This is a genomic window from Arthrobacter sp. 2MCAF14 (assembly GCF_052115645.1).
Taxonomy (GTDB): Bacteria; Actinomycetota; Actinomycetes; order Actinomycetales; family Micrococcaceae; genus Arthrobacter.
Window position 1 is genome coordinate 41687 of record NZ_JBFRHB010000023.1, and the last position, 25181, is coordinate 66867.

General features: G+C 64.2%; 27 protein-coding genes. 13 read left to right on the forward strand and 14 right to left on the reverse strand.

Annotation, left to right across the window (positions count from 1 at the left end; genetic code table 11):
• Window position 1: 1 nt before the first annotated feature.
• Window positions 2-1306, reverse strand: a complete 1305-nt coding sequence (locus AB4074_RS15705; protein ID WP_441414211.1) for an MFS transporter — start codon at window positions 1304-1306, stop codon at window positions 2-4.
• A 498-nt stretch (window positions 1307-1804) separates the two neighbouring features.
• Between AB4074_RS15705 and AB4074_RS15710 the strand changes: the two genes are divergently transcribed.
• The 8 genes from AB4074_RS15710 to fdxA all read left to right on the forward strand — a co-directional run bounded on the left by AB4074_RS15710 (window position 1805) and on the right by fdxA (window position 9740).
• On the forward strand, window positions 1805-2413 hold the full coding sequence (locus tag AB4074_RS15710) for a helix-turn-helix domain-containing protein (protein ID WP_236810629.1): 609 nt from the start codon (window positions 1805-1807) through the stop codon (window positions 2411-2413).
• Window positions 2414-2641: 228 nt separating this feature from the next.
• Window positions 2642-4024, forward strand: coding sequence for an FAD-dependent oxidoreductase (locus tag AB4074_RS15715; RefSeq protein WP_441414212.1), 1383 nt, complete (start codon window positions 2642-2644; stop codon window positions 4022-4024).
• On the forward strand, window positions 4021-5280 hold the full coding sequence (locus AB4074_RS15720) for a CaiB/BaiF CoA transferase family protein (protein WP_441414213.1): 1260 nt from the start codon (window positions 4021-4023) through the stop codon (window positions 5278-5280). Before AB4074_RS15715 ends, AB4074_RS15720 begins: the two co-directional genes overlap by 4 nt.
• A gap of 8 nt (window positions 5281-5288) precedes the next feature.
• On the forward strand, window positions 5289-6104 hold the full coding sequence (locus AB4074_RS15725) for an enoyl-CoA hydratase-related protein (protein WP_441414251.1): 816 nt from the start codon (window positions 5289-5291) through the stop codon (window positions 6102-6104).
• Between the two features lie 57 nt (window positions 6105-6161).
• On the forward strand, window positions 6162-7094 hold the full coding sequence (locus AB4074_RS15730) for a dihydrodipicolinate synthase family protein (RefSeq protein ID WP_441414214.1): 933 nt from the start codon (window positions 6162-6164) through the stop codon (window positions 7092-7094).
• Window positions 7094-7879, forward strand: a complete 786-nt coding sequence (locus AB4074_RS15735; RefSeq protein ID WP_441414215.1) for an SDR family oxidoreductase — start codon at window positions 7094-7096, stop codon at window positions 7877-7879. Before AB4074_RS15730 ends, AB4074_RS15735 begins: the two co-directional genes overlap by 1 nt.
• A gap of 61 nt (window positions 7880-7940) precedes the next feature.
• Window positions 7941-9416 (forward strand): aldehyde dehydrogenase family protein, encoded by a 1476-nt coding sequence (locus AB4074_RS15740; protein ID WP_441414216.1) that lies wholly within the window; start codon window positions 7941-7943, stop codon window positions 9414-9416.
• A 6-nt stretch (window positions 9417-9422) separates the two neighbouring features.
• Window positions 9423-9740 (forward strand): ferredoxin, encoded by a 318-nt coding sequence (gene fdxA, locus AB4074_RS15745; RefSeq protein WP_441414217.1) that lies wholly within the window; start codon window positions 9423-9425, stop codon window positions 9738-9740.
• 2 nt (window positions 9741-9742) lie between these two features.
• Here fdxA and AB4074_RS15750 read toward each other — a convergent pair whose 3' ends face one another.
• The 5 genes from AB4074_RS15750 to AB4074_RS15770 form a co-directional block, all read right to left on the reverse strand.
• A complete protein-coding gene (locus AB4074_RS15750; protein ID WP_441414218.1) occupies window positions 9743-10054 on the reverse strand; it encodes a hypothetical protein in 312 nt (103 codons plus the stop codon).
• Between the two features lie 32 nt (window positions 10055-10086).
• Window positions 10087-11094 (reverse strand): isopenicillin N synthase family dioxygenase, encoded by a 1008-nt coding sequence (locus tag AB4074_RS15755; RefSeq protein ID WP_441414219.1) that lies wholly within the window; start codon window positions 11092-11094, stop codon window positions 10087-10089.
• Window positions 11095-11148: 54 nt separating this feature from the next.
• A complete protein-coding gene (locus tag AB4074_RS15760; protein ID WP_441414220.1) occupies window positions 11149-11496 on the reverse strand; it encodes a VOC family protein in 348 nt (115 codons plus the stop codon).
• Between the two features lie 79 nt (window positions 11497-11575).
• On the reverse strand, window positions 11576-11872 hold the full coding sequence (locus tag AB4074_RS15765; protein WP_441414221.1) for a hypothetical protein: 297 nt from the start codon (window positions 11870-11872) through the stop codon (window positions 11576-11578).
• Between the two features lie 102 nt (window positions 11873-11974).
• Window positions 11975-12367, reverse strand: a complete 393-nt coding sequence (locus tag AB4074_RS15770) for a nuclear transport factor 2 family protein (protein WP_441414222.1) — start codon at window positions 12365-12367, stop codon at window positions 11975-11977.
• A 173-nt stretch (window positions 12368-12540) separates the two neighbouring features.
• On the opposite strand from AB4074_RS15770, the gene AB4074_RS15775 reads away from it, so the two are divergent.
• Window positions 12541-13392, forward strand: a complete 852-nt coding sequence (locus AB4074_RS15775) for an alpha/beta hydrolase (protein WP_441414223.1) — start codon at window positions 12541-12543, stop codon at window positions 13390-13392.
• Here the strand turns inward: AB4074_RS15775 and AB4074_RS15780 are convergent.
• Window positions 13389-13850, reverse strand: coding sequence for a group II truncated hemoglobin (locus AB4074_RS15780; protein WP_441414224.1), 462 nt, complete (start codon window positions 13848-13850; stop codon window positions 13389-13391). The genes AB4074_RS15775 and AB4074_RS15780 overlap by 4 nt on opposite strands.
• A gap of 143 nt (window positions 13851-13993) precedes the next feature.
• Here AB4074_RS15780 and AB4074_RS15785 point away from each other — a divergent pair, with 143 nt between their 5' ends.
• On the forward strand, window positions 13994-14677 hold the full coding sequence (locus AB4074_RS15785; protein WP_441414225.1) for a hypothetical protein: 684 nt from the start codon (window positions 13994-13996) through the stop codon (window positions 14675-14677).
• 15 nt (window positions 14678-14692) lie between these two features.
• Here the strand turns inward: AB4074_RS15785 and AB4074_RS15790 are convergent, their stop codons facing one another.
• Entirely contained in the window at window positions 14693-15505 is an 813-nt protein-coding gene (locus AB4074_RS15790) for a hypothetical protein (RefSeq protein ID WP_441414226.1), read from the reverse strand.
• A 201-nt stretch (window positions 15506-15706) separates the two neighbouring features.
• Here AB4074_RS15790 and AB4074_RS15795 point away from each other — a divergent pair, with 201 nt between their 5' ends.
• On the forward strand, window positions 15707-16159 hold the full coding sequence (locus AB4074_RS15795) for an Hsp20/alpha crystallin family protein (RefSeq protein ID WP_441414227.1): 453 nt from the start codon (window positions 15707-15709) through the stop codon (window positions 16157-16159).
• A 19-nt stretch (window positions 16160-16178) separates the two neighbouring features.
• On the opposite strand, the gene AB4074_RS15800 is transcribed toward AB4074_RS15795, so the two are convergent.
• Window positions 16179-17663: an MFS transporter gene (locus AB4074_RS15800; RefSeq protein ID WP_441414228.1), complete on the reverse strand. Its 1485-nt coding sequence runs from the start codon at window positions 17661-17663 to the stop codon at window positions 16179-16181.
• 123 nt (window positions 17664-17786) lie between these two features.
• Here AB4074_RS15800 and AB4074_RS15805 point away from each other — a divergent pair, with 123 nt between their 5' ends.
• Complete coding sequence (locus AB4074_RS15805) at window positions 17787-18014, forward strand: hypothetical protein (protein ID WP_441414229.1); 228 nt, start codon at window positions 17787-17789, stop codon at window positions 18012-18014.
• Window positions 18015-18039: 25 nt separating this feature from the next.
• Here AB4074_RS15805 and AB4074_RS15810 read toward each other — a convergent pair whose 3' ends face one another.
• The 4 genes from AB4074_RS15810 to rhaI form a co-directional block, all read right to left on the reverse strand.
• Window positions 18040-18441, reverse strand: coding sequence for a hypothetical protein (locus tag AB4074_RS15810; RefSeq protein ID WP_441414230.1), 402 nt, complete (start codon window positions 18439-18441; stop codon window positions 18040-18042).
• Between the two features lie 88 nt (window positions 18442-18529).
• On the reverse strand, window positions 18530-20014 hold the full coding sequence (locus tag AB4074_RS15815; RefSeq protein WP_441414231.1) for a rhamnulokinase: 1485 nt from the start codon (window positions 20012-20014) through the stop codon (window positions 18530-18532).
• Window positions 20011-22056: a bifunctional aldolase/short-chain dehydrogenase gene (locus AB4074_RS15820; RefSeq protein ID WP_441414232.1), complete on the reverse strand. Its 2046-nt coding sequence runs from the start codon at window positions 22054-22056 to the stop codon at window positions 20011-20013. The genes AB4074_RS15815 and AB4074_RS15820 overlap by 4 nt, the downstream gene beginning before the upstream one ends.
• A 23-nt stretch (window positions 22057-22079) precedes the next feature.
• On the reverse strand, window positions 22080-23258 hold the full coding sequence (rhaI, locus tag AB4074_RS15825) for an L-rhamnose isomerase (protein WP_441414233.1): 1179 nt from the start codon (window positions 23256-23258) through the stop codon (window positions 22080-22082).
• A gap of 198 nt (window positions 23259-23456) precedes the next feature.
• Between rhaI and AB4074_RS15830 the strand changes: the two genes are divergently transcribed.
• Entirely contained in the window at window positions 23457-24473 is a 1017-nt protein-coding gene (locus AB4074_RS15830) for a LacI family DNA-binding transcriptional regulator (RefSeq protein WP_441414234.1), read from the forward strand.
• Here the strand turns inward: AB4074_RS15830 and AB4074_RS15835 are convergent.
• Window positions 24470-25105, reverse strand: coding sequence for a TetR/AcrR family transcriptional regulator (locus AB4074_RS15835; protein WP_441414235.1), 636 nt, complete (start codon window positions 25103-25105; stop codon window positions 24470-24472). The genes AB4074_RS15830 and AB4074_RS15835 overlap by 4 nt on opposite strands.
• Window positions 25106-25181: the final 76 nt, after the last annotated feature.

The window sequence follows — 25181 nt, forward strand, 5'->3', positions numbered from 1 at the left end:
CCTAGCTTCCAATGAAGATGCCATTCTTCCGCCGGGCGAGGACGTAGAACACAATGCTCAACACGGACAGGACGGCGACGTAAACCGGGAAGATCCACGATGCATTCATGGACTGGAGCCAGACCAGGAGGTAAGAGGCCGTGCCGCCGAAGATGGCGACGCCAATTCCATAACCAAGGGAAGTTCCGGCGCCGCGGCAGGACTTGGGCATCAGGGAACTCGTGACGACGTTGTACAGGGTCATGTTCAGCACCAGGACAACCGAGCCGCCCAGGAGGACTGCGGCGAATCCGCCGATGCCCGGACGGACGTACATGAGCATCAGGAAGACCGAAGGAATGGACAGCGCGCGGGTGATCAGGAACCACTTGGAAATGGACTTCCCATCGGCGAACTTGCCGACCACCAGGCTGCCGACTACCAGCACCACGCCAAGAATGGTGGTGAGGGCGAAGACGGCGGTGGCGTCTTCTTTGAAGCCGCTGCGGGCCGCGGTGGGCAGTCCCGTGTTCCAGGCGTAGTTGTAGGCTTGCGCCGCTCCGACGACGAAGGTGATGGCCAGCACGCTCAGCCAGTGCTTGCGCACCCCGCCCCAAACGGCTTTCGAGGAGTTCTCTGCAAGCTCCTCGGGCCGCATGGTTTCCGGAAGGGTCCGGCGAAGGTAGACCACAATGAAGCCGAAGATTGCGCCCACGATGAAGGGAACGCGCCAACCCCAGTCGGCCATGACGGCCCCGCTCAGCATCAGGCTGCACAGGTAGCTGACCAGCGAGGCAAGGAGAATGCCTGAGTTGACGAAGAACGAAATAATGCCTGCGACGAACCCTTCGCGTCCCACGGGAACCAGTTCGACGGCGTGTGCGGTGGAGAGCGGAGCTTCAACACCGGTGGAGATGCCCTGCACGATGCGGCAAATCAGGAGGATGACGCCGGCAGCGCCGCCGATCTGCTGGTACGTCGGACACAGGGCGATGATCAGCGTGGTGACTGCCATCATCATGATGGACCAGAGCATCACTTTTCGACGGCCTATTCTGTCGGCGAAAGTACCGAGCAGGACGCCGCCGAGCGGACGGAACGCGAAGCCGACGGCGAAGACCGCCAGGGCGTTAAGGGTTGCGGCGGTGGGATCCTGCGAGGGGAAGAACTTTGGCCCGATGAAGGCCGACAGGAGTCCGAAGACCATCCAGTCATACCACTCAAGGGTGTTCCCGAGTCCGAGGCCCAGCAGCCCACGGCGGATTTCCGGAGAGAGCCGGGATTTCCGGGCGCTCTCCGGGCCATTCTTGACGACAGTGTCAGTCATGATTCTTTCCTTCCTCCGCACCTTCGCGGTGCGTGAGGGTACGGATCACCGTTGACATCCAGGAGGGTATGGACGGTGATCGAAACTATCATTTTGGCTTGGTCCGGCAGGGCTGCCGAACCAGCTCACCTCATGGGAAGCGAGTTAGCCCAGATAGCTACGCGTGCCTCTTCGTAGCGCTTTGAAGCAAACGGGGACATCCAGTCCGGTAAAGGGAACGTGGATGGCTTGCTTGGATGCCGCAGGATCAGTATGGGAAACACGAGGGGGACGTGGGGCTGGGCTGGGCCTTCCGCCGGAAGGCTGAAGCGCCCGCGTCTCTGATCGTGTTGCAAACTTCCCCACGTGATGCGACTCACTTAACTATATTGAAGATATTCACCAGGTCAATGCTTTTTGATAAATAGCCCGCGCCGAAAAAATCTTCACCAAACCATTGATTCGCTAAAATTTTTCACTATAGTTATGTGAGTCAGCTCACCGAGAGAAAGCTGGATCATGACCAACGAGATCATCACGGCATCCTCACCGGCCGGCACGAGCGCGCTTCTGGCAACTGTCGGCAACAAGGTCCGCACGATGCGCAAGGACAAGGGGATGACCCTGTCCAAACTCTCGGAAATCACCGGTCTCAGCCCGGCGATCGTCAGCCAGATCGAACGTGGGCTGGCCAATCCGTCATTCACCACCTTGGCACAGCTGGCTCACGGTCTGGACATTCCCGTCGGGAAATTCTTCATCGGTCAGGAAGAGACCAGATCGCCGGTTGTCCGCAAGGCCGAACGGCGAAACCTCAAAGGCGTTACCAAGAAGTCCGTGGGAGAGGCAGTCTACGAGCTCCTGACCCCGGACCTCAACGGCGCCTTGGAGGCCCAATGGATCGTGAGCCCGCCAGGCCACGACACCAGCGCCACTCCTTTCCGCCATAGCGGCGAGGAATTCGGCATCATCCTCTCGGGAAGGAAAGACATCTTCCTGGACGGCCAGTGCTACACGCTTGAGGCGGGCGATTCGATCACTTTCTCGTCGGATACGCCTCATTGGTACAAAAACAGCTACGAAGAGGTATGCGTAGCAATATGGGTCAACGCCCCTCACGTGTGGTGATCACCCGGCGCTAGCCGCCGCCTGCTCCCACACACGCACGGACCCTTGGACGTCCGTTCGCAAACATCTCTATTTCCGTGTCCAGGTCCCGCGGGACCTCTACTCGTCATGCCCTCCGCCCGGGCCTGGTTCGCTGCGTGCATCGCCGCGAACTCCTCCTGGGCACCTCGTCTAGACCCCGGCAACCGTTCCAACGGCATGCCCGCCGGGAAGTAAGGATCCTCCTCCATGAACTCCTTTGCCAGCACATCGTCACTGGAACTCAGTACGACGACGGCGGATCTCACCGCGCCCGTCATCTCCCGCTCCGCTGTTCTCGTGGTCGGCGGTGGGCCCGCCGGCGTGGCCGCCGCGGTCACCGCAGCACGTTCCGGCGCATCCGTGACGCTCCTGGAGCGCTACTCCTCGCTCGGCGGGCTTGCCTCCGGAGGCATGGTCCTGGTGCTCGACGACATGATCAACGGCCAGGAAATCACGGTCACCGGCATCGTTTCGGAGTACGTGGAACGCCTCGAGAAGCTCGGCCTGGCCATCGTTCCGCCTGCCGATGACCGCAAGACCTCCGAGGAACTCTGGAACAAGTGGGGCCGCTACGGCACCTTCGACTTCCACTCTCACACCAACCCCAAGCCGATTTGCTACGCCGCAGCCTTCGACCCCGACGGCTGGAAGCGGGTCTCCAACGACCTCGTCCGCGAAGCGGGGGTCAACCTCCGCCTCCACTCGTGGTTCTCCCGCCCGATCGTGGACAACGGCGTCATCAAGGGTGTCATTTGCGAGACCAAGTCCGGCCCGCAGGCGTTCATGGCGGACATCGTCATCGACACGACCGGAGACATCGACGTCGCCTCCCGTGCCGGCGCGAGCCACATCAAGGACAGCTACCTAACCACGCTCGTTTTCCGCCTGGGCAACGTTGACACCGCCGCCGCAGAGGCTTTCGAGCAGGCCAACCCGAAGGAAGCCCGCGCCATCAACCGCACCATCAAGCGCCTCCTCGGCGGCGCCTGGGAACTGTGGTGGCTCAAGACACCGATCGACGGCGTCGTCTGGTGCAACGCTCCCCACATGACCGGATACGACGGCGTGGACCCGGCGGACATGACCGCCGCCGAGTTCGCCGCACGGGACCGGATCACCGAGGCCGTTGAGTACGTCCGCGCCCATCTGCCGGGCTTTGAGAACTGCTACATGCTCGACGTCGCCTCCCAAATGGGCGTAAGGCAAACCCGCCTGCTCGAGGGCGAATACGTCATGACGAAGGACGACGTCACCTCCCGCCGCCACTTTGCGGACACCGTGGCCCGCGGCCGCGATTACTACTACCCGTACCGCTCTCTGCTTCCCAAGGAAGTGGACCAGCTGCTCGTCGCCGGCCGCCACTACTCGGCCACCCCGGAAGCGCAGAAGATGTCCCGCGAGATCCCGCCCTGCATGGCCATGGGCCAGGCAGTCGGCGTCGCCGCGGCGCTGGCGGTCGAAAACGGCACCCTCGTCCGCGAGGTTTCCGCCCTGGACATCCAGCAGGGCATGCGCCGGCACGGTGCGGACCCTGGCGACGTCCCGTCGTCGAACGCTACCCTTGACAGCGAAGCGGCGGTGGGGGCATGAGCACCGACACCCTTCTCGATGAGTTTGAGGAAACCACGACGGCGGTGCCCGGCGCCGCTGCCAAGCCCAACGGCATCCCGCTCCCCCTCGACGGAATCAAGATCGTGGACTTCACCCAGGTGTTCATGGGACCGTCCTGCACCCAGCTGCTGGGCGACTACGGCGCGGACATCATCAAGGTGGAACGTCCGGGCGCCGGCGACATCTCGCGCAACTCGTTCCCCGACAAGGACGGCCAGGACAACCCCATTTTCCTGTCCATCAACCGGAACAAGCGAAGCGTTTCCGTGGACACCCGCACCGACGAGGGCAAGGCCGTCCTCCGCCGGGTCATGGCCGACGCCGACGTCGTCGTCAGCAACTTCCGTTCCGGCGTGATGGAGCGGATGGGCTTCGGCTATGAGGAACTGAAAGCCGCGAACCCGGGCATCATCTGGGCCTCCGGCACTGGCTTCGGCCCGGTTGGGCCGTACTCCCACAAGGGCGGCCAGGACGCGATCGCACAGGCATACTCAGGCGTGATGTGGCGGCGCGAGTCGGACGACGTGAAGCCGGCCATCTACCCCACCACGCTGTGCGACTACATCACGGGCATGCACCTCATGCAGGGCATCCTGCTGGCGTTGCGCACCCGGGAGAGGTCCGGCGTCGGGCAAAAGGTCGAGGTGACAATGTACGACTCCATGCTGCACTTGCAGATGCAGGAGGCCTGCATGCAGCTCAACCGCGGCTACGAAGTCAACTGGGGCGCCATGCCACTGAGCGGCGTCTTTGAAACCACCGACGGCGCCGTCTGCATGGTCGGCGGCTTCACCCCCGATCCACTCGCGCGGATTTCCGAAGCGCTGGGCCTGGACGAAGACCTCACCCAAAGGCCGGAGTTCGCCAACCTGGAGCAGCAGTTCAAGCACAAGCCGGCCCTGCAGGCGATCTTCCGGGAACGCATCGCCACGAACACCACCGAGTACTGGACCAACCAGCTGGAAAGCCAAGGCCTGCTCAACGCCCCCGTCCACACCCTGGAACAGGCCCTCGCCGATGCCCAGACCGAGGCCAACGGCATGATCGTCGAGGCCGAGCACCCGGGCGTCGGCACCGTGAAGATGCTCAATGCCCCGATTCGCTTGTCTGCGACGCCGCCTTCCATCCGGCGCGTAGCGCCGCGGCTCGGCGAGCACAACGTCGAGGTCCTCCTGGAGAACGGCTTCGACGCTGAAACCATCGAGCGCCTGCAGAAATTGGGAGTTCTCCGGTGACTGCTTCGATGGATGAGAAGGCAATCTCAGTTCCCAACGCAGTTGACGAGGTCACGCTGACCATCGAAAACCACGTGGCCACTGTGGTGATCGACCGCCAGCACGTGCTCAACGCGGTGGACGGGACTGCCCAGGCCAGGCTCAATGACATCTGGAACCAGATCGAAGCCGATCCTGACGTGCGCGCCGTCGTCATCACCGGTGCCGGCACGCGGGCGTTCTGCGTCGGTGCTGACATGTCCGCCTCCGCCGTGGACAAGACCGGCCTGCAGTACTGGGCGGAGCTTGACCCCAACGGTTTCGGCGGACTGAGCCTGCGGACGAGCCTGGACATTCCGGTCATTGCCCGGGTGAACGGCTATGCGCTTGGCGGCGGCATGGAGATCGTGCTCGGCGCCGACATCGTCGTTGCCGCGGACACGGCCCGCTTCGGCCTCACCGAACCGCGGGTCGGGCGCCTGGCGCTCGACGGCGGCATCCACCAGTTGGTGCGCCGCGTCCCCTACACGCAAGCGATGGGCCTGCTCCTCACCGGCCGGAAGGCCGAGGCTGCAGAGATGCAGTCGATGGGCCTCGTCAACGAAGTTGTTCCCGCTGGGGAGCTCGACGCCGCGGTGCAGCGCTGGGTGGACCAGGTCCTCGCCTGCGCGCCGAGCTCCGTCCGGGCCGTCAAGCAAATGGTCAGCAGAACGAGCCACTTGAGTGCCGCGGAAGCCCGCGGCCTCAGGCTGCCGGCCCTCATGGCCGCCCTCGACAGCGAAGACTCCGCCGAAGGCGTACGCGCCTTCCAGGAAAAGCGCCCGCCTGTGTGGCCGGGCCGCTGAATGCAGCACGAACAGATGCAAGACACCGAACTTCAGCACGCACGGAAGGACATTCCAATGCGGGAAGCACTAGCACCCGGAGTGTGGGGCGTCGTCGCCACGCCATTCCAGGGCAGCACCCTCGATCTGGACACCGACAGCCTGGCCCAGTTGGTGGAGCACTATGAATCCATCGGCGCCGCAGGGCTGACCGTCCTGGGTGTCTTCGGCGAGGCCGCCGCCCTGACCGCAGCGGAGCGCAGCCTCGCGCTGGAAGTTGTCGTCGAAGAAACCCGATTGCCTCTCGTGGTCGGTGTGACCTCGCTCTTCACGGGCACGGCTGTCGAAGAAATCCGCGCTGCCCAGGCCGTGGCGGGAGACCGGATCGCGGCAGTCATGGTGCAGGCAAATTCGGCACGGCCGGAGGTGGTCATCGCGCACCTGAACGCCATCCACCAATCCACCGGCGCCAAAGTTGTCCTGCAGGACTACCCGGTGGCCAGCGGTGTCAGCATCAGCACGGAAGCGCTCATTTACGTAGTCCAGGCGTGCAAGTTCGTTATCGCTGTAAAGGCCGAGGCGCCGCCCACCAGTGTGGCCATCGCCCAACTGGCGGCCGCCGTCGAGGTCTCCGTGTTCGGCGGGCTGGGCGGTCAGGGGCTCCTCGACGAGCTGGTAGCCGGCGCTGCCGGCGCCATGACGGGGTTCTCCTACCCGGAAGCCCTCGTGGCCTGCGTCCGGGCCTGGCAGTCGGGCGGCTACGACGCCGCCCGGGACGCATTGCTCCCGTACATGCCACTCATCAATTTCGAGCAGCAGGCCCGGATCGCCCTGGCGGTCCGGAAGGAGTGCTTCCGTGAACGGGGCTTCATCAAGGACTCCGGCGTCCGACCGCCCGCGGCTCCTTTCCCTGAGGTCCTCAGGAACGGAATGCTGACGCATCTGGCTGAAACGGCCCGTGCTTTGGATCTCTCGCTTACCCCCACCGCCCACACAGCAGGAAGGCTCTGATGGACTTCGGAATCAGTGGCAGGACCGCATTCGTCGCCGCCTCCACGGGAGGGCTGGGACTGGCTGTCGCACGCGGCCTCGCGGCCGAAGGCGCCCGGGTTGCCATCACCGGCCGCCGCGGCGAGCTGGCCGAGAAGATCGCAGCCGAGCTGGAGGCAGACGGCCACAGCGCCGTGGCTGTTGAAGCGGACCTCAGTACCGCGGACGGAGTGACCGCCGCCGTCGAACGCGCCGTGGAACTGCTCGGTCCCATCGACATCCTCGTCCTCAACGGCCCCGGCCCCAAGCCCGGGGCAGCCGCGAGCCTTGGCGCCGACGACATCGCGGCGGCGTTCGAGTTGCTCGTGAAGCCCCACCACGCGCTTGTCTCGAAGATCCTTCCGGGGATGCGGGAGCGGCGCTGGGGACGGATCCTGGCCATCGGATCAAGCGGAGTGGTGGCACCCCTGCCCAACCTCGCCGTCTCCAACACGGGCCGCGCAGCATTGGCCGGGTACCTCAAGACACTTGCGGCGGAAGTGGCCCTCGACGCCGTCACGGTCAACATGATCTTGCCCGGACGTATCGCCACCGATCGCGTCGCCGAACTGGACCGGGCGGCGGCCAAACGCCGCGGCACCACGCCTGAGGAGATCCAACTCGAATCCCGCAAGACCATTCCAGCCCGACGGTACGGCGAACCGGAGGAGTTCGGTGCCGCCGGCGCGTTCCTCTGCAGTGCCCCGGCTTCCTACATCACCGGCGTCGCGCTTCGCTGTGACGGAGGCCTGATCCGGAGCCTCTAGGCGCCGATCTCCGCCCGAACAGCCTAATGCCCAATCCCAACCGCTAAGCCAAAGGATTACCATGACTTCCACCGCCACCGAATCCGCAACGTCCACCCGCAAGGATGTTGCCGCAGCGCAGCACCTGATCAACGGCGAATGGATCGGAGACCCCGAAATCCAGCGAATCAACCCTGCCCGCCCGGAGGAACTTGCTGCCCTCTCCCCGCGAGGCACCGCCGATGACGTCGACGCGGCCATCACCGCCGCTGCCGCCGCCCAGCCGGCTTGGGCAGCCCTGCCCGCCCCTGCCCGCGGGGCCATCCTCATGACCGCCGGCAACCTGCTCCTTGAGCGCCAAAGCGCGATCGCCGAGGACCTTGTCCGCGAGGAAGGCAAAACCCTCGCCGAAGCCAAGGGAGAGGTCAAGCGCGCCTCGGACGTCCTGCGCTTCTTCGGCTCCCTCGGCTGGGCCGCCACTGGCGAAGTGCTTCCCAGCGGCCTCCCGGACACCACCATCACCACCCGGCGCGAGCCGCTCGGCGTCGTCGGGCTCATCACCCCCTGGAACTTCCCCATCGCCATCCCGGCATGGAAGGCCGCCCCCGCACTCATCAGCGGTAACGCCGTGGTCATCAAGCCGGCCGAACTCACCCCGCTCTCCGCGACGCACCTTGCCCGCGCCCTGCAGGACGCCGGGCTTCCCGCCGGAGTATTCAACGTGGTCCACGGCAAGGGCCGAGTGGTCGGAGACGCTTTGGCACGCGATCCCCGCATCGCAGGGCTGTCCTTCACCGGATCCACCAAAGTGGGGCTCGGACTCCAGGAAATCCTGAATGCCCGCCGCGCCCGCGTCCAGCTCGAAATGGGCGGCAAGAACGGCGTCCTGGTGCTCGATGACGCCGATCCGCAGAAGGCCGCCGCGGTAGTCGCAGCCGGCGCGTTCGGACTCACGGGCCAGGCATGCACTGCAACGTCGCGCGTCTACGTCACCCCCGGCATCCGTGACGCGTTCCTCGAAGCCCTTGTTGTGGAGGCAGCGGGCTACACCGCCGGTGACGGGCTCGACGGCGCCAAGATGGGCGCTGTGGTGAGCAGCCAGCAGTTCGAACAGGACCAGGCCGCGGTGCGCACCGCCGTCGAACGCGGCGCCACCCTCCTTCACGGAGAGTACGACGGCGACCCGTCCGGTGCGCTGCTCTTCCCAGCCGCTGTCCTCACCGACATTGCCCTTGACGATGCCGCCGTGACGGAGGAAATCTTCGGTCCGGTGGTCGCAGTCCTGGAGGTGCCCGATTACGAGGCCGGCCTCGCCGCGATCAACGACTCCCGCTACGGCCTCACCGCAGGCATCTGCACCGATTCTTTGGCCTTGGCCACGGACTTCGCCGCGCGTGCGCAGGCCGGAGTGATCAAGGTCAACCGTCCCACGGCTGGCCTGGACTTGAACGTGCCGTTCGGTGGCGTGAAGGACTCCTCCACGAACACCTTCCGCGAGCAGGGCAAGTCCGCACTGGACTTCTTCACTTGGGGCAAGACCGTTTACACGGGTGTTTAGCGCGTCATGACCTACGTGATCGCGCAGCCCTGTGTGGACGTCAAGGACAAAGCCTGCATCGATGAATGCCCGGTGGACTGCATCTACGAAGGCGAACGCTCGCTCTACATCCACCCGTCCGAATGTGTGGACTGCGGCGCCTGCGATCCCGTGTGCCCGGTCGAGGCGATCTACTACTCGGACGACGTTCCGGATGAGTGGTCAGATTATGTCCGGGCCAACGTCGGGTTCTTCGAGGAGCTCGGATCCCCGCAAGGAGCATCGGCGCTGGGGAACCTCGGCCGGGACCACCCGGTGGTTGCAGCGGCGCCAGTACCGGGCTGATGTTAAGCGGCCAGCCTGGCTTGGATCGCCTGTCGAAGCGATTCCAGGCTGGGCAGGCCGGAGAGGCCCCCGGCCGTACGGTAGACGCGACACGTCATGGCCGGCTCTGCTGCAGAGGGGAAGAGGTCAATTCCGTCCACCGTGAATGTCGGGGACCCGTGGAATCCGGACGCTTCGGCCTCTTCGTCGGTCGTGATCTCCCTGGCCGCAATCAAGGCCGGGTCGTTCCCTTCCAGTTCAACGGCCCGGGCGAACAGTTCCCGGGCCGCGGTGCCATGGGGACAGTCCTGGATGGTGAGCAATTCGAAATCCATGACCCCCATTATCCGGCACCGCGCTGTCAGGCTCACAGCAGGTCGGCGTGATGCTCCGCGACGACGTTCGGGTGGGCACGAAGCCGGTAACGGAGGGCGTTGTCGCCGTAGGTTTCCAGAATCGGACTGTTCGTCGGGTCAACTGACAAGCCACGGGCTTTTGCCTGGAACTCCGGGCTCACGGCAAGCTGCGGCATGGCCGCGTCAAGTGCAGGGTTGTAGAAGAACGGAAGGGAAATCCGGTCCGTGCCTCGAAGCGGTGAGATGACCCGGTGCAGGGTCGCCTTGAGGTAGCCGTTGGTGGCCAGTTCCAGCATTTCGCCGATATTGACCACGAAAGTTCCCGGCACTTGTGGAGCGTCGATCCACTTCCCTTGATACTCGACCTGGAGACCGCCCTTTCCTGGCTCAACCAGGAGGAGCGTGAGTACTCCTCCGTCACGGTGGGACCCCACGCCCTGCTTGGGTTCCGGGTTCGACTCCCCCGGATATCTCACAATCTTGAGGACAGGGAAAGCCCGTGCGGCGAATGCCGCATCAAAGGTGTCCTCGGGCGCTCCGAGGGAAACTGCCAGGGCACGCAACAAGGCAAGGGAGATGGTGCTCAGCCGTTCGGTCCATTCCGAGACAATCTCCCGCATTTCCGGCAGCGCGGCCGGCCACAGGTTGGGTCCCTCCAGGCGCCAATATTCCGCGAGACCCTGGCCCGGCTCAACTGCGTCGCGCTCGACGCCGATGTCAATCTGCTCGCGCCAGTCGATCCCGCCGTCCGTGAGCTCGCCGCCGACGCGGGTGTAGCCGCGGAACTGGGGGCTGTGGACATTCTCGATTGCGAGCTTTTCTTCTTCCGGCAGCTCGAAAAAGCGGCGCGACACGTCGAGAATGGCGTCCGTTAACTCCGGCGGGATGCCGTGGCCGGCCAGGTAGAGAAAGCCAACCTCATGCATGGCATTGCGCAGTTCGTCACGGAACCGGGCGGCCTCTTCCGGGCCTGCGTCCAGACGGGAGAAATCGATCACGGGCAATGTATCGAGTGTCAATGCACTTTGTCCTTTTCATCGAATGTCGCAAGCGTGCGGATGATCCCCGTCGCCTCAGCCCTGCTGTTTGGGATGCCACACACCGAAGCGGTTGCCTTGCGGGTCCAGGAGGTGCGCGAACTCGATCGCGCCGTTGTCGACGAACGGGATGGCGACGCTCGCACCGAGCGCCTCGGCCCTGGCGATCGCGGCTTTTACATCGTCGACTTGCACGTAGAAGATCGCCCACGACGTTCCCTCGAGCGAGGACGTGTCCCACAGCCCGCCCTTGTCGCCATTCAGCATCTGGTAGCTGGCAGGCGAGGACTCACCGAAAGTCCAGTCGAAGAGCGAGCCGTAGAAGGCCTGCGCTCTCTCGGGATCGGGCGAACCGATTTCGAAGTAGTTCACTATGGAGGCCATGACGGCTTCCTTTCCACTTCCGCGGCAGATAGACGGAGGGAGGCCGCCCCCGACACCTGGGGGCGGCCTTTTCGAATAGTTAGGGCATGACCTTGTAGAGATCGACGACGGTCTCCTCCGGGGGCGACTCGAATCCGCCCTCGATGCCGGCCTGCATACGGGGCATGAGAATGCCGTCGCGGAATTTCTCCCAACTTTCCTTCGACTCGTGGACGGCCATGATCGTCCAACCGCCGGCCGACGGGCCTGCGGCATGGAAAGTCTGGCCTTCGGGCAGTAACCCCTCTCCTGGGTGGACCGCTGCAATTGACGCCTCGTATTGGTCCTTCGTGCCTGCTGGGAAGAAGTGCACGACTCCGTAGGGCGCGGCTTCCATATCTGCTCCTTGCTGGTGTGGACGGGTGTGGACATGCCAAGCAATAGACCCCCCCACCCGGGATGTCAATGAGTTTTCATGGGCGGGATCCGAATCCGAGATTCAGGTCCAGAATTCGTCTGCCTTGGCAGTGTCCTCGAAGAACTCCCGACCCTCTACAACCTTTCCGTCGCGGAGAACGAAGGAGATCGCAGTTGCAATGTCCAGGGTTTTTCCGTCACTTTCGGCGTGGCTTTGCTGGAGCCCGATGGTGTGGTTTTCTCCGCCGATGATGTCCTGGACCTTCGCTTGGAAGGTACCTTGGGAACGCGCTCCCAGCTCGCCGAAATACGCCAGGACCGCGTCGCGTCCTTGCTTCGTGCCGGACAGTACGCCATTTCCAGCTGCGTACCAGACTGCGTCTTCCGCGAACAACTCGCTGAGTGTCGCCAGATCGCCTGCGTTAAAGGCCTCGTATCCCCGCCGGACCAATTCAGCGTTTTCTGTAGCTCCCATGTTCGGATACCTCTCCGTCATCCTCGTCGGTCAATGGGACGGCTTAAGGCTATTCCTGGGCAGGGTGCCTGTCGATGGGGAAAGCCTTGAGTTCGGGGACCACTCCAAGGGGCGCTATCGGCAATACAGTGGCAAGCTTGACCACAAGGGGCCGCAGCGAGAGAGGGCAAGCCGTGATTGACACCGCTGAGGCCGTTCTCCACGACGGTACAACGATTGCCATGACCATCCACGGAAACGGACGCGCCCTTCTTGTCCCGGCCCGCTTCGCTCCCTATCCGCCGGAGGAAGCCGAAACAATGCGCCGCTGGGGCGCTGACCCGGATCTCGGACCCAAGCTGGTGAACGGACTCGCGCGATCCCACCGTGTGGTCGTCGCCGATTATGAAAACCACCGGATGGCACACCCCGCACCGGACACCCTTACTCCAGGGAATGTCACGGCTGATCTCCTTGCCATCGCCGACGCCGCTGAGGCCGGCAGCTTCGCCTACTACGGCTACTCCTGGCTAGCACTCTGCGGCCTGCAACTCGCAATCCGCACTGACCGGCTTTGGGCACTGGTGATGGGCGGATTCCCACCCTTGGATGGGCCTTACGAGAGCATGTTGGCGGTGACCCGGGCAGCACATTCGATGTCCACACAATCCGCCGACCTGGTTCCTTCGCCGACCACTGACGTTGAGCCTGGAGACTGGGATTCGGTGCCCGTTCAAACGAACGAAGCCCAGACCCGTCAATTCGTGACCCTCTACGAGGCCCTTCAAGGCTTCGACGATTCCTCCGCCGAACTTCCGCCGGGCTTGCCCCGCCTCGCGTTCGCAGGGGCGGACGACCGGATCGATTACGGACCGGCGTGGGGCAACGTCCAGGTAAAGATCGGCGAGCCCCTGACGACACACAAGCAAGCCCTCATTGAAGCCGGGTGGGATGTCCAAGTGCTTCCTGGCCTCGACCACATCGGAGCGATGCATAGCTCCGTCGTCTTGCCACTCCTGACGGACTGGCTCCGGAAGGTCGGCTAGGCCTGCTGCTCATTCACGGGCCCGTCCCAGGACCACTTCGGGAAGCGAAGTCCCTCCGGGACGTCGTTTGCCGAGCGGTGGTACCTGGACATAGTGGTGGTTGTCGCCCAGGCGAAGTAGTCGTGCAGCACTTCCCGGAGAAGGCCGCCTCCGGTGAGGCCTACATCCGCGAGTGCCTGATCGAAGCACGCGATCGCCCGGCGGTCCATGTCCTCATGCGGCCCGTTCCCGCTGTGCATCCGCACAACCGATGTCTCGTCACCATAAGAGCCGGTATATGCGTCGGGGTCCCCCAGCGCCTCCGCCCAATAAGCTGCCAGACGCCGCGTGTGCTCAGGATGGAATCCATGGCTGAACGCGTGACCGACCACGTCGTCCGGGATGACCCTGGCATGCCAGGCATCCGCCAGCGCGATAAAAAAGTCGGCGCCGCCCGCGGCCTCGTATACCGTCTGCATGCTGCAACGATGGCACGCTCCGCCACCAAATGCCATGGGCGCGGGCGACTGTCCGCCCCCAGAACTCTCATCCCGGCGCAACCTCCTGCCCCTGCCAGCCGTGGCCTCTTGAGACACGTCCGGGCCGGTGGGACGATGAAGCCGTGAATCCCTTCCTCGAATTTGTCAGCCACAACTGGTGGTTGATCTTTCCCCTGAGCGGATTGGCCGGCGGTTGGGCGCGGTCCTGGTCCAGGGCCAGCGAACGGCGGCACCGCCGTCGGGTGGAGCTCTATCAGCTCAAGAACCGCGTGGCAGAAGCGGAGCAAGCCAGCCAGTCCGAGGTCCTGCGGCTGCAAGAGGCCCATGACGCTGTGAACCGGCGATGGCTCGAATACGAACTCGACGTCGGAAAACTCATCGATTTTCCGGTCATGTCGGATGTCCGCGAACCGCTCACTGTCGCGTTTCTTCGGGCCAAACGGGAGGCTGACGGCTTGCGCCCGGCAACTCCGGGAGAAATCACGACGGCGGCCCGGCTGGCCGAGTATCGCACGGCCGTCCGCAGCTTCGAGCTGGCGTTCGACGTGGCAGAGCGGGAAGCCAAACGCATCAAGGACGGCAACTTCACTGAGCCCGAGCGCCAGCGGCTGGCGACCGCCAGGAAGCTGCTCAGGATCGCTTCTGACAGTGCGGCGACGCCTGCAGAGCGGCAGACGGCGTACAAGCGTGCCCGGCGCGAATTGGATGGGCTGATTGTCCTGCCCGAAGCGACCATCGCGGCCTTGGAAGAGAAGATCGCGGGAATGCTCGACGCACCAAAGGCTCCGGACTTCCATCAGAGCTGAGAGGCGCGAAAGGCACTAGATGCAGGAAGTGTCGTAGTCGAAACCGCCGGAGACGTACTGGGCGAGGGTGACCTTGCCGCCACCAGTCAGCGGGAGGCTGGAGCACTTTCGTTTCGCGGCGGCCAGCGAATTCGCCCCTGGCAGCCAGCTGTGCAGGGAGTACAAACTGCTGGACGACGGCACCATACCCGCGACTTGATTCCACTGCGCAGCGGTGGAATAGAGTCCCGTGGAGGCTCCGATGCTCGCGAAGTAGGCCACCATGCCCTCCAGATCTGCCCTATTGGTGGTCTGATCCGAGGACCAGCTGTTGCTCGTCTCGACATCAAGCCACCACGTGTACGCGCCGGGGTTGCTCACCCCGCGGATGTTCGCATCGTCGTACGCCTTGGCATATCCGTACATGTACGAGCAAGCAGCATCAACCGATCCGCTCGTGCATTGTCCGTACGGATTGCTCACTGTCGTTCCGCCATAAGTGTTGCTGCTGGGCCACCAAGTCCCAGCTGTACCTGGGTTGGCGGTGTTCGCGTAAAGGGCGACCAGCGGCTGGGCCGTCCCGCCCCTCGATGTGGCCGCCCAAGACAGCTGGCTGGCGAGGCAGGGGTTTGTGGTGTTGGCCAAACCGTTGTTCACGCCCACGATGGCGAACGTCTGGCCCTTTGGTAAAGCCTTACCGCACTGGGGCCAGGACACGTCGCTACCAGGTCCTGAGGTTGCGGCCTCTGCCGGAACCGCCCCCACCATCAGCACGGCAACCGCCACGGCCACGCAAATCAGCCGAAAACGGGAAGAACAGAATGCGGAGCCGGAAGAGAACATCGTCATCGGCCTTCCTGGGATGAGCAAAGCGAACAGGCACCAGCATGCTCGCCGCAGGTTCATCCGGTCAAGGATTGCGCCATTCGGTCGTCGACGCCAACCCCGAAGAGATCCGGGGGCTATCCACGGGACCATGCTAGGCGTAGCTTTCTTCTCATCCCGGCATATCTGTCTTGACCCGCAGCCGGTACCTACCAGGAGGTCATCATGGACAACCTATTCGGACGCGGCGGACTCGGAGTACCGGAGCCGCTCCGACGCTTCCTTCAAGGCGAATCCGACCCCTCGCTCCGCATCGAGCAATACCAGGAGGGGGACACGCTGGTCGTCAGAGTGGATCTGCCGGGAATCGACCCCGAGACCGACGTCGACATCAGCATTGCCGACGACACCCTGCATATCGAGGCGCGGCGCGAGGAGGATGCCGAACGCGTGGACAAGAAGGGCTACCGCACGGAACTCCGCTACGGCGAACGGTCCCGCAGCATTCCGCTGCCCCGCGGAGTGAGCCAGGACGGCATTATCGCGACGTACGAGGACGGCGTCCTCGAAATCCGTCTCCAGCTCCCCGAACAGTCAGAGCCGCAGGCCACGAAAATCCGAGTGGTCCGAACGGGTGGCCGCGAAGCCAATCAGTCTCCGGAGGACCCGGGCAACTAGCCCGACCGAGGACGCGAGCCTAAGGGCCTCCGTCCCGTCCGTTTGGTCGCCGCACTTTTTGGAGCCGCGGGGCTGGCCGCTTGCCCTGGGGAGCCGAAGTCTCCAGAGGTGTTGCGGGCATCGCGAGGACGGCGACGACGGTGAGCGCGGCGCTCACGAGCACCGCGAGAAATACCGCCGCAGAAGCGAATACCACCGATTGCGGATTCTTAGCGCCGCCGGGGCTGCCGGCGTAGATCGCATTTGCCACGGCACCGAAAACGGCTACTCCAAGCGAACTGCCAATGGATCGCGCGAAGAGGTTGGTGCCCGTCACGACTCCTCGTTCGTGCCATTCGACACTGGACTGGGCCGCGATCAGGCTCGGGGTTGCCAGAAGCCCAAGTCCTAGCCCGGCAACGAAGCAACTGCCTGCGACGAGCACGATGTTCGGCGTGTAGGCCGTCACGGCGAGGGCCGCCGAGCCGATGAGGGTAACGGTGATTCCGATCAAGGCTGTTGCCCGAAAGCCGATCCTAAGGTAGAAGCGGCCCGACTGCGAGGCGCTGATCGGCCAGCCGATCGTCAGGGCCGCCAGGGACAGGCCCGCAGCCAATGGCGACACCGAAAGCGCCCCTTGAAGGAAGGTGGGAACGTACGAGGTGAGGCCAAGTACGACTGCTCCGGCTCCAAAGGAGATCAGTGCGGTCGTCGCGAGGAGGCGCCTCGAAACGACCCACGGCGGAAGGACAGGTTCAGCTGCCCGTCGCTCGACCCGGACGAAGGCAACAAGCAAAACTGCGCCAATGGCGAATACTGCGATGCTGATCGGAGAGTCCCAGGCCCATGCCTGGCCGCCTTCCAAGGCACCGAGGATGCTCAAGGTCAACGTGAACGTGAGAAGGGCGGCTCCAAGATAATCGACGCGGTGCTTTACCCGTTCGATGTTCTCTTGGAACTTTTGAACCAGCATCCACGCCGCCACGATGCACAGCGGAATGTTGACGAGGAAGATTCCGCGCCAGACTCCCAGCGAAGAGAAGACCCCGCCCAGAGTTGGGCCCACAACAGACGACGTTGCCCACACACTGGCGAGGTAGCCTTGCACCTTTGCGCGCTCGGCGAGGGTGTAGATATCGCCGGCGATGGTAATGGCCACTGGCAGGACCGCGCCGGCACCCAGTCCCTGCACCACGCGGAAGGCGATGAGCGCAGGCATGCTCCACGCAAGCCCGCAAAGGATGGATCCGAGAAGGAAGAGTCCGATGCCGGTGAGAATGATTGGCTTCCGGCCAGCCATGTCGGAGAGTTTCGCGTAGACCGGCACCGAGACGGCCTGTGCGAGCAGGTAGGCGGAGAAGAGCCACGGGAACGAGGCGAACCCGCCGATTTCATGAACGATCGAAGGCACCGCGGTGGCCACGATGGTGGCATCGATCGCGACCAGGCCGCTCGAGAGCATGAGGGCTATGAGTATCGGGCCCCGTTTGGAACGGAAGCCTACACCGTCACTTTGAGTTGCCATGTCCGGGCCTGTCTTTCCCCTATGCCGCGGCGTATCCTAATTACGTTCCCGGCACCGGCCTCGGCCGGCATTCTTCTCTGCACCCGTCATTTATCCCTGCACCCACTCAGTTAGGCGCCATCCATGGAGATGAACATCAGGGACCACTGGGACATGCTCAGCCCCGAAACGCAGCATTGGCTAACCGACAATCCCGGATGCGTGGTCTTGCCGCGAACCATCACAGAAATAATCCATAAGGAAACCGGCATCACTCCGGATGCCGACCGGCACAGCCAAGCCAGCCTTTCCCCCGAGGATCTGAGCTTCATCCTGGCCAAGGCCGAAGGGGGCCCAGTCCGGCCGAAGTGATCGACCCGGTCATTCGTCGACCCGGCTATTCGTCGTCGTCTTCATCCGCCGCCACCGGTGGATTGGCTGCTTCGCGTAGCGGTCCCACTGCCCCGTCCGTGCCGTAGTCGCCTTCGGCGTACTTTCCGATTTCCGACTCTGCCGTGCGTCCCGGAACGGCTCCCGCGTCGCCGAGGTCGGCTTCTGCGTGGCGCCCGGATTCCTTGGCTTTCCCGCCCAATGGTTCGGGCAAGCCGCCTTGACTGCCGGCTGCGCCGTAGTCGCCTTCGCTGTATTGGCCTTCTTCGTCGTCGGAATGCCGACCGGGCTCTGTTCCCGTCTTGCCGTAGTCTCCCTCGACGTACCGGCCCCGGAGTTCCGGTTCCTCGGGAGTTCCGCTTGCCTTTTCGTCAGTGGGTTCTTCGACGCCGCTGCTGCTGTCGGTCATGATCTTGCCTTTCCCGCAACCAACCTTGCGTCTCTTCGGCGCCCCTTAAGTTTAGCGACGGGCTTTGCGGGGCAACAGGGCGTCAGCCCTACGGACTGTGAAGTACCAGGCCCGGCTCGTAGCTTTCAAGCTGGACGCTGGCCCTTACGAGTGCCCGGAGTTCGGGCAGGCCCCCCGTAACCACTCCGGCCGCCCGGGCCTGAACCAGTACGTTTCCGAGCGCCGTGGCTTCCACGGGACCGGCCACAACCGTCTTGCCGGTGGCATCTGCGGTCAGCTGGCACAGCAGCCTGTTCTGCGAGCCCCCGCCCACGATGTGGACCACCGACGTCTGCTTGCCGGACAGTCCTTCGGCGCGTGCCAGGGTCCTTGCGTAGGCGGCCGCGAGGCTGTCCAGGATGCAGCGCACGACGGCGGCCGGCCGGTCCGGAAGGACGGCACCGCCGGCGCGAACCGCGGATCTGATCCGCTCGGGCATGTTGTCCGGGGCGATGAACGCCGGATCGTCGGCGTTGATCTGCGGGCCGCCGGCGGGAAGTGCCGCCGCGGACTCCAGGAGCGCGGCTAGTTCCTGCCGGTGCCCTTCGGCGGCCCAGGTGCGTTGGCATTCGCTGAGCAACCACAGGCCGCCCACGTTGCGCAGATACCTGATGGTGCCGTCGACGCCCCGCTCGTTGGTGAAGTTGGCCAATCGGCTTGTTTCATCCAGGACCGGGGTGTCCAGCTCAACGCCCACGAGGGACCAGGTGCCGGAGGAAATGTAGGCGAAGTCTTCCTGCTGCGCGGGAACGGCTGCCACTGCCGAGGCGGTGTCGTGCGATCCCACGGCAACCACGGCAGTCTCCGCTCCGAGGCCCGTCCTGGCTGCGACTTCCGGTAGCAGCGTGCCTATGGTCCCGCCTGGCTGGATGATGGCCGGGAACAGGTTCTTGTGGAGGCCGAGTGCCTTGAAGAATTCCGTGGCCCACTCCCCCGCGACGGCGTCAAAAAGCCCGGTGGTGGAGGCATTCGTGGCCTCGGTACGGCGTTGCCCCGTCAGCCTGAACGCGATCAAGTCCGGGATGAGCAACGCCTGGACGCCGCGCAGTTCACGTTCGGTGGCGAGCTGGTAGAGCGTATTGAACTGCAGGAACTGCAGCCCGGTGGTGGCATAGAGCCGCGCCGGGTCCAGTACCTTGTGGACGTCGGCGACGGCCGTTCGGCCGCGCTCGTCGCGGTAGCTGAACGGCTGGGTACCCAGGGCACCGGCGGCATCCACGAGTCCGTAGTCGACGGCCCACGTGTCGATGCCGATACTCGCGATCCGCTCCCCGCTTGCTGCGGCCGTTTCGGCGGCCGCCGCAAGTCCCGTGAGCACCTCCTCGAACAGGGCGTCGAAATCCCAGTGGAGTCCGCCGTCGAGCTCAACGACGCCGTTGGGGAAACGGTGCACTATTTCGAGCGAGACCGCTGTTTCGATCCCGGCCCTCGCCCCACCGGGACTACCCGCGACCCGGCCGAGCATGACGCGGCCTGAGGACGCTCCGATATCGACCGCGGCGAAAACGCCGCCGGCACTGGATTGTCCGCTCATCGCAGGAAGGCCGCGGCGACGCCCGCGTCCACCGGGATGTGCAGGCCCGTGGTGTGCGAGAGTTCGTTGCTGGTGAGCACGGCGGCCGCGTTGGCGACGTGCTCGGGCAGGACTTCTCGCTTGAGCAGGGTGCGCTGGGCGTAGTACTTGCCCAGTTCCTGCTCCTCGACTCCGTAGACGGCGGCGCGCTTGGCGCCCCAGCCGCCGGCGAAGATCCCGGAACCGCGGACCACGCCGTCGGGGTTGATGCCGTTGACGCGGATGCCGTACTCGCCCAGTTCGGCGGCCAGCAGGCGGACCTGGTGGGCCTGGTCTGCCTTGGTGGCGGAGTAGGCGATGTTGTTCGGGCCGGCGAACACCGAGTTCTTGGAGGAAATGTAGACGATGTCCCCGCCCAGGCCCTGCTCGATCATGACCTTGGCCGCGGCCTTGGAGACCAGGAAGGAGCCCTTGGCCATGACGTTGTGCTGCAGGTCCCAGTCCTTCTCCGTGGTTTCCAGCAGCGGCTTGGAGATCGACAGGCCTGCGTTGTTCACCACCAGGTCGAGACCGCCAAAGGCCAGGACGGCTTCCTGGATGGCGGCCGCGATCTGGGCTTCGTCCGTGACGTCTGCCCGCACGCCGATGGCGACGTCCGCGCCGCCGAGTTCGGCCGCGACGGCCTGCGCGTTGTCCAGGTTGAGGTCTGCGATGACTACGCAGGCGCCTTCCGCGGCGAGGCGGGTGGCGATCGCCTTGCCGATGCCCGACGCCGCGCCGGTCACCAGCGCGATGCGCGTGGCGTGCGATTTGGGTTTGGGCATCCGGGCGAGCTTGGCTTCCTCAAGGGCCCAGTATTCGATCCGGAACTTCTCGGATTCCTCGATCGGGGCGTAGGAGGAGATGGCCTCGGCGCCGCGCATCACGTTGATCGCGTTGAGGTAGAACTCTCCGGCGACCCGTGCGGTCTGCTTGTCCTTGCCGTAGGAGAACATTCCGACGCCGGGGACCAGGACGATGGCCGGGTCCGCGCCGCGCAGGGCCGGGCTGTCTTCCTGGGCATGGCGGTCGTAGTAGGCCTGATAATCCTCGCGGTACGCGGCATGGAGTTCCTTGAGGCGCGCGATGCTTTCCTCGATGCCGGCGTCGGCGGGCAGGTCCAGGACGAGGGGCTTGACCTTGGTGCGCAGGAAGTGGTCGGGGCAGGAAGTGCCCAGCGCGCCGAGTCGGGGATGCTCGGCGCCTTCGAGGAATTCCAGGACCCGCGGATCGTCGCTGAAGTGGCCCACCTGCGGTTTGTCGGCCGAGGCGAGTCCGCGGATCACCGGTGCCAGGGCGGCTGCCTTGGCGCGACGCTCGGCTTCCGGGAGCGCGGCGTAGCCGGGGAGTTTGGCGCCGAAAGGCGCGGCCTTGCCGTTCTCCGCGATGTAGCGTTCAGCCTGCTCGATGATCCAGAGCGAGTTGGCTTCGGCTTCCTCGCTCGTGGCTCCCCAGGCGGTGATGCCGTGGCCGCCCAGGATGGTGCCGACGGCCTGCGGGTTGGCTTCCTTGATCGCGGCAATGTCCAGTCCCAGCTGGAAGCCCGGGCGGCGCCAGGGAACCCACACGACCTTCTCGCCGAAGACCTTGGAGGTCAGCGCTTCGCCGTCCACCGCCGTCGCAATCGCGATGCCGGAGTCCGGGTGCAGGTGATCCACGTGCGCGGCGTCGACGAGTCCGTGCATCGCGGTGTCGATCGACGGCGCAGCGCCGCCCTTGCCGAACAGGCAGTAATCGAAGGCGGCCACCATTTCGTCTTCGCGCTCGACGCCGGGATAAACAGCCTTGAGTGCCTGCAGCCGGTCCAGCCGCAGCACGGCCAGGTTAGCCGCTTTCAGCGTGCCCAGGTCCCCGCCGGAACCCTTGACCCACAACAGCTCGACCTCTTCCCCGGTGACCGGGTCCTTTTCCGTACCCTTCGCGGACGTGTTGCCGCCGGCGAAGTTGGTGTTCCGCTTGTCCGCGCCGAGGCGGTTGGACCGGGTGATCAATTCTTCAACAGTCTTGTTAGTTGTGTTCTGCATGTCAGTGTTCTGCATATTCATGCCTAAGCGCCCCATCCGGCTTGCTGGCCGCCCACGCGGTCCTCGTTGATCTTTTTCTGGTAGCCGCTTGCCTTGAACGCCCTCATCGGATCGGCGGGCAGGCCGCGCGCTTCGCGCCACTCGGCCAGGACCGGCCGAACATCCGTGTAGAAGGCATCGTTGAAGATGCCGTTGGCGGCAAGGACATCCCCTTCGCGCTGCGCCTCGGCCAGCGCGTCCGTGTCGATGAGCAGGGCGCGCGCCGTCATTTCCTGGACGTTGAGCACGGAGCGGATCTGGCCCGGGATCTTCTCCTCCAGGTTGTGGCATTGGTCCAGCATGAGCGCGACGCCCGTGCCGTCTCCTGCGGACTTGCCGAAGCCGCCGCCGCGGATGACTTCGTGCATGACGCGGAACAACTGGAAGGGATCCGCGGCACCGACGATCAGGTCGTCGTCGGCGTAGAAGCGCGAGTTGAAGTCGAAGGAGCCAAGCTTGCCGAGGCGCAACAGCTGCATGACGATGAACTCGATGTTGGTGCCCGGGGCATGGTGGCCGGTGTCCAGGCAGACGAAGGCCTTCTCCCCCAAGGCCAGCGTCTGCGCGTATGAGGTGCCCCAGTCCGGAACGTCGGTGTGGTAAAAAGCAGGCTCGAAGAACTTGTATTCCAGGACCAGGCGCTGGCTTTCGCCGAGGCCCGCGTAGATTTCCTGCAGCGATTCCGCCAGGCGGTCCTGACGGCCGCGCATGTCGTCCTGGCCGGGATAGTTGGTGCCGTCAGCCAGCCAGACCTTCAAGTCCCGGGAGCCGGTGGCATGCATGATCTCGATGCACTCCAGGTGATGATCGATGGCCCGGCGGCGTACGGCTGCGTCGGAGGACGTCAGGGAACCGTACTTGTATTCGTCGTCCTGGAACGTATTGGAGTTGATGGTCCCCAGCCCGACGCCGAGGTCCTGCGCGTACTCGCGGAGTGCGGAGTAATCGTCCACCTTGTCCCACGGGATGTGCAGTGCCACGGTCGGCGCAAGGCCCGTCAGTTCGTGGACTTTCGCGGCGTCGGCCAGCTTCTCCTGGATGGTCCGCGGGGTGCCGGGCGTGCCGAACACCTTGAATCTCGTGCCCGAGTTGCCATAGGCCCACGAGGGAACCTCGATGGCCAATTCCCCGAGGCGGCCCAGGGCCGTTTCCGTGGTGTTCATGATTGTTCCTTCTGTTGCCTGTGCGTCGTCTTTGAACGGGAGCGTCAAATTCTGTCTTGAATCGATTCATTCAAGTACCTACTCACACGGTAGGACCTGCTTCGGTGGCGTGTCAACAGGTAAACTCAGGGATCAACAGTCGAACCCCGTAATATTGATGAAACGGTTTGATTCGATTCATCAATTGGGAGGTTCAGCGTGCCAAGCGGCCCGGGAGCAAAGCTGACAGACGTCGCTGCCCTTGCGAGAGTTTCGGTCGGCACAGTGTCGAATGTCCTCAACCGGCCGGACCAAGTGTCGTTCGACAAGAGGACCCGCGTTCTTGCCGCCATCGAGGAGCTGGGATTCGTGCGCAACGAATCGGCCCGCTCGCTGCGGTCCGGATCCACCAGGAGCCTTGGCATGCTGGTGCTGGACGTGCGAAACCCCTTCTTCACCGATGTCGCTTTGGGCGCTGAAAACGTCGCCGAAGACCACAAGCACTCTCTGATACTGGCCAACAGCGCCGAAGACGCCGGCCGCGAGCAGGCCTATCTGGACCTGTTCGAGCAGCAGCGGGTCCAAGGCGTTCTCATCACTCCGTTCGGGCAAGTTCTTCAACGGCTCGAAAGAATGCGCGACCGGGGCATCCCCTCAGTACTCGTCGACAGGCTCGCAAGCACGGATCAGTTCTGCTCCGTTTCCGTGGACGACGTCGCCGGTGGAGCCACGGCCCTGGAGCATCTCATCAGCGTCGGCTCGGTGCGCCCGGCATTCGTCGGCGGCCCCTTCACGCTGCAGCAGGTCGAGGACCGCTACCGGGGTGCCGCCGGCGCGGCAGCCCGTGCGGGAGTCCCGCTTCAACTGTTCGAAACCCCGGACCTGAAATTTGAACGCGGGCGCCGGATCGGAGATCTCATCGGGAATCTCCAGCCCGACAAGCGCCCGGATGCCGTGTTTGCCGCCAACGATCAATTGGCCCTGGGGCTTTTGCAATCCTTCGCTGCGAACGGGCTCCGCGTGCCCGGGGACATCGCCATCGTCGGTTTCGACGACATCGATTTCGCCTCCCAGTCGAGCATCCCGCTCAGCTCCATCAGTCAGCCGAGGCAGCTGATCGGCGAGCGCGCCGCACAGCTCCTCTTCGACGAAATCGACGCCGAACCCGGCCACGTACACAGCCAAGTGGTATTCACGCCGGAACTCGTGGCGAGGCAGAGCACCCTGCGCCGCTAAGCGGAACCTTTCGAGCCGGCCGTTGGCACGAAAGCGTCCTTTTCGGATGAAATGAGCGATATATAAGTCTCCAGTTGGGACCGTAGCTGATCCGCCGAGTGGTGTTCAGGCGTCAGCGTGGCCGTGATTTGGGCACCGAGCGCGAATGTCATGATCCCGCCGACGATGTCGTCGTCGTTCAGCCCCTCCTTCAGTTCGCCGAGTTCCCTGGCTTCACGGAGCTTGTCGAACAGGGCTTCACGCCATTGCTCCATCGAGGAATCATGCAGGGCGGCCTTCGCCGGGTCCGTCAGTGCGCGCTGCCAGAAAGCGATCGCGATTCGCGCCTCGTTAAGCCTCTCGGCGTCGAGCGGCAAAATTTCATGGCAATAGCTGCGCAAAGCGGACAGGCCCCGCAGGCCGGCGGTGGAGTCGCTCATGCGGGTATTCGTCTGGTTGAAGACGTGGGCGAAAGCGAACGTCAAGAGATCGTCCTTCGTGGGGAAATACGGCTTGAGCGCGCCGTTGGCAAAGCCTGCTTCCGTTGCTATCTCGCGCATGGTGGCACCCTCGATCCCCCTGCTGGCGATGATCCGCCACGTGGCTTCGACCAGCTCCACCCGGCGCTTGTCGTGGTCTACGATCTTCGGCACGCTTTCCCCAAATCTTTTTTTCTACAACCGTTGTGACTCAGATTACACGATGCTATTCTCTACACACATAGAAAAT

Coding starts and splice junctions, on each gene's coding strand:
- AB4074_RS15705 (WP_441414211.1), bottom strand. CDS start 1,306: ATGACTGACACTGTCGTCAAGAATGGCCCGGAGAGCGCCCGGAAATCC.
- AB4074_RS15710 (WP_236810629.1), top strand. CDS start 1,805: ATGACCAACGAGATCATCACGGCATCCTCACCGGCCGGCACGAGCGCG.
- AB4074_RS15715 (WP_441414212.1), top strand. CDS start 2,642: ATGAACTCCTTTGCCAGCACATCGTCACTGGAACTCAGTACGACGACG.
- AB4074_RS15720 (WP_441414213.1), top strand. CDS start 4,021: ATGAGCACCGACACCCTTCTCGATGAGTTTGAGGAAACCACGACGGCG.
- AB4074_RS15725 (WP_441414251.1), top strand. CDS start 5,289: ATGGATGAGAAGGCAATCTCAGTTCCCAACGCAGTTGACGAGGTCACG.
- AB4074_RS15730 (WP_441414214.1), top strand. CDS start 6,162: ATGCGGGAAGCACTAGCACCCGGAGTGTGGGGCGTCGTCGCCACGCCA.
- AB4074_RS15735 (WP_441414215.1), top strand. CDS start 7,094: ATGGACTTCGGAATCAGTGGCAGGACCGCATTCGTCGCCGCCTCCACG.
- AB4074_RS15740 (WP_441414216.1), top strand. CDS start 7,941: ATGACTTCCACCGCCACCGAATCCGCAACGTCCACCCGCAAGGATGTT.
- fdxA (WP_441414217.1), top strand. CDS start 9,423: ATGACCTACGTGATCGCGCAGCCCTGTGTGGACGTCAAGGACAAAGCC.
- AB4074_RS15750 (WP_441414218.1), bottom strand. CDS start 10,054: ATGGATTTCGAATTGCTCACCATCCAGGACTGTCCCCATGGCACCGCG.
- AB4074_RS15760 (WP_441414220.1), bottom strand. CDS start 11,496: ATGGCCTCCATAGTGAACTACTTCGAAATCGGTTCGCCCGATCCCGAG.
- AB4074_RS15765 (WP_441414221.1), bottom strand. CDS start 11,872: ATGGAAGCCGCGCCCTACGGAGTCGTGCACTTCTTCCCAGCAGGCACG.
- AB4074_RS15770 (WP_441414222.1), bottom strand. CDS start 12,367: ATGGGAGCTACAGAAAACGCTGAATTGGTCCGGCGGGGATACGAGGCC.
- AB4074_RS15780 (WP_441414224.1), bottom strand. CDS start 13,850: ATGCAGACGGTATACGAGGCCGCGGGCGGCGCCGACTTTTTTATCGCG.
- AB4074_RS15790 (WP_441414226.1), bottom strand. CDS start 15,505: ATGACGATGTTCTCTTCCGGCTCCGCATTCTGTTCTTCCCGTTTTCGG.
- AB4074_RS15795 (WP_441414227.1), top strand. CDS start 15,707: ATGGACAACCTATTCGGACGCGGCGGACTCGGAGTACCGGAGCCGCTC.
- AB4074_RS15800 (WP_441414228.1), bottom strand. CDS start 17,663: ATGGCAACTCAAAGTGACGGTGTAGGCTTCCGTTCCAAACGGGGCCCG.
- AB4074_RS15805 (WP_441414229.1), top strand. CDS start 17,787: ATGGAGATGAACATCAGGGACCACTGGGACATGCTCAGCCCCGAAACG.
- AB4074_RS15810 (WP_441414230.1), bottom strand. CDS start 18,441: ATGACCGACAGCAGCAGCGGCGTCGAAGAACCCACTGACGAAAAGGCA.
- AB4074_RS15815 (WP_441414231.1), bottom strand. CDS start 20,014: ATGAGCGGACAATCCAGTGCCGGCGGCGTTTTCGCCGCGGTCGATATC.
- AB4074_RS15820 (WP_441414232.1), bottom strand. CDS start 22,056: ATGCAGAACACAACTAACAAGACTGTTGAAGAATTGATCACCCGGTCC.
- rhaI (WP_441414233.1), bottom strand. CDS start 23,258: ATGAACACCACGGAAACGGCCCTGGGCCGCCTCGGGGAATTGGCCATC.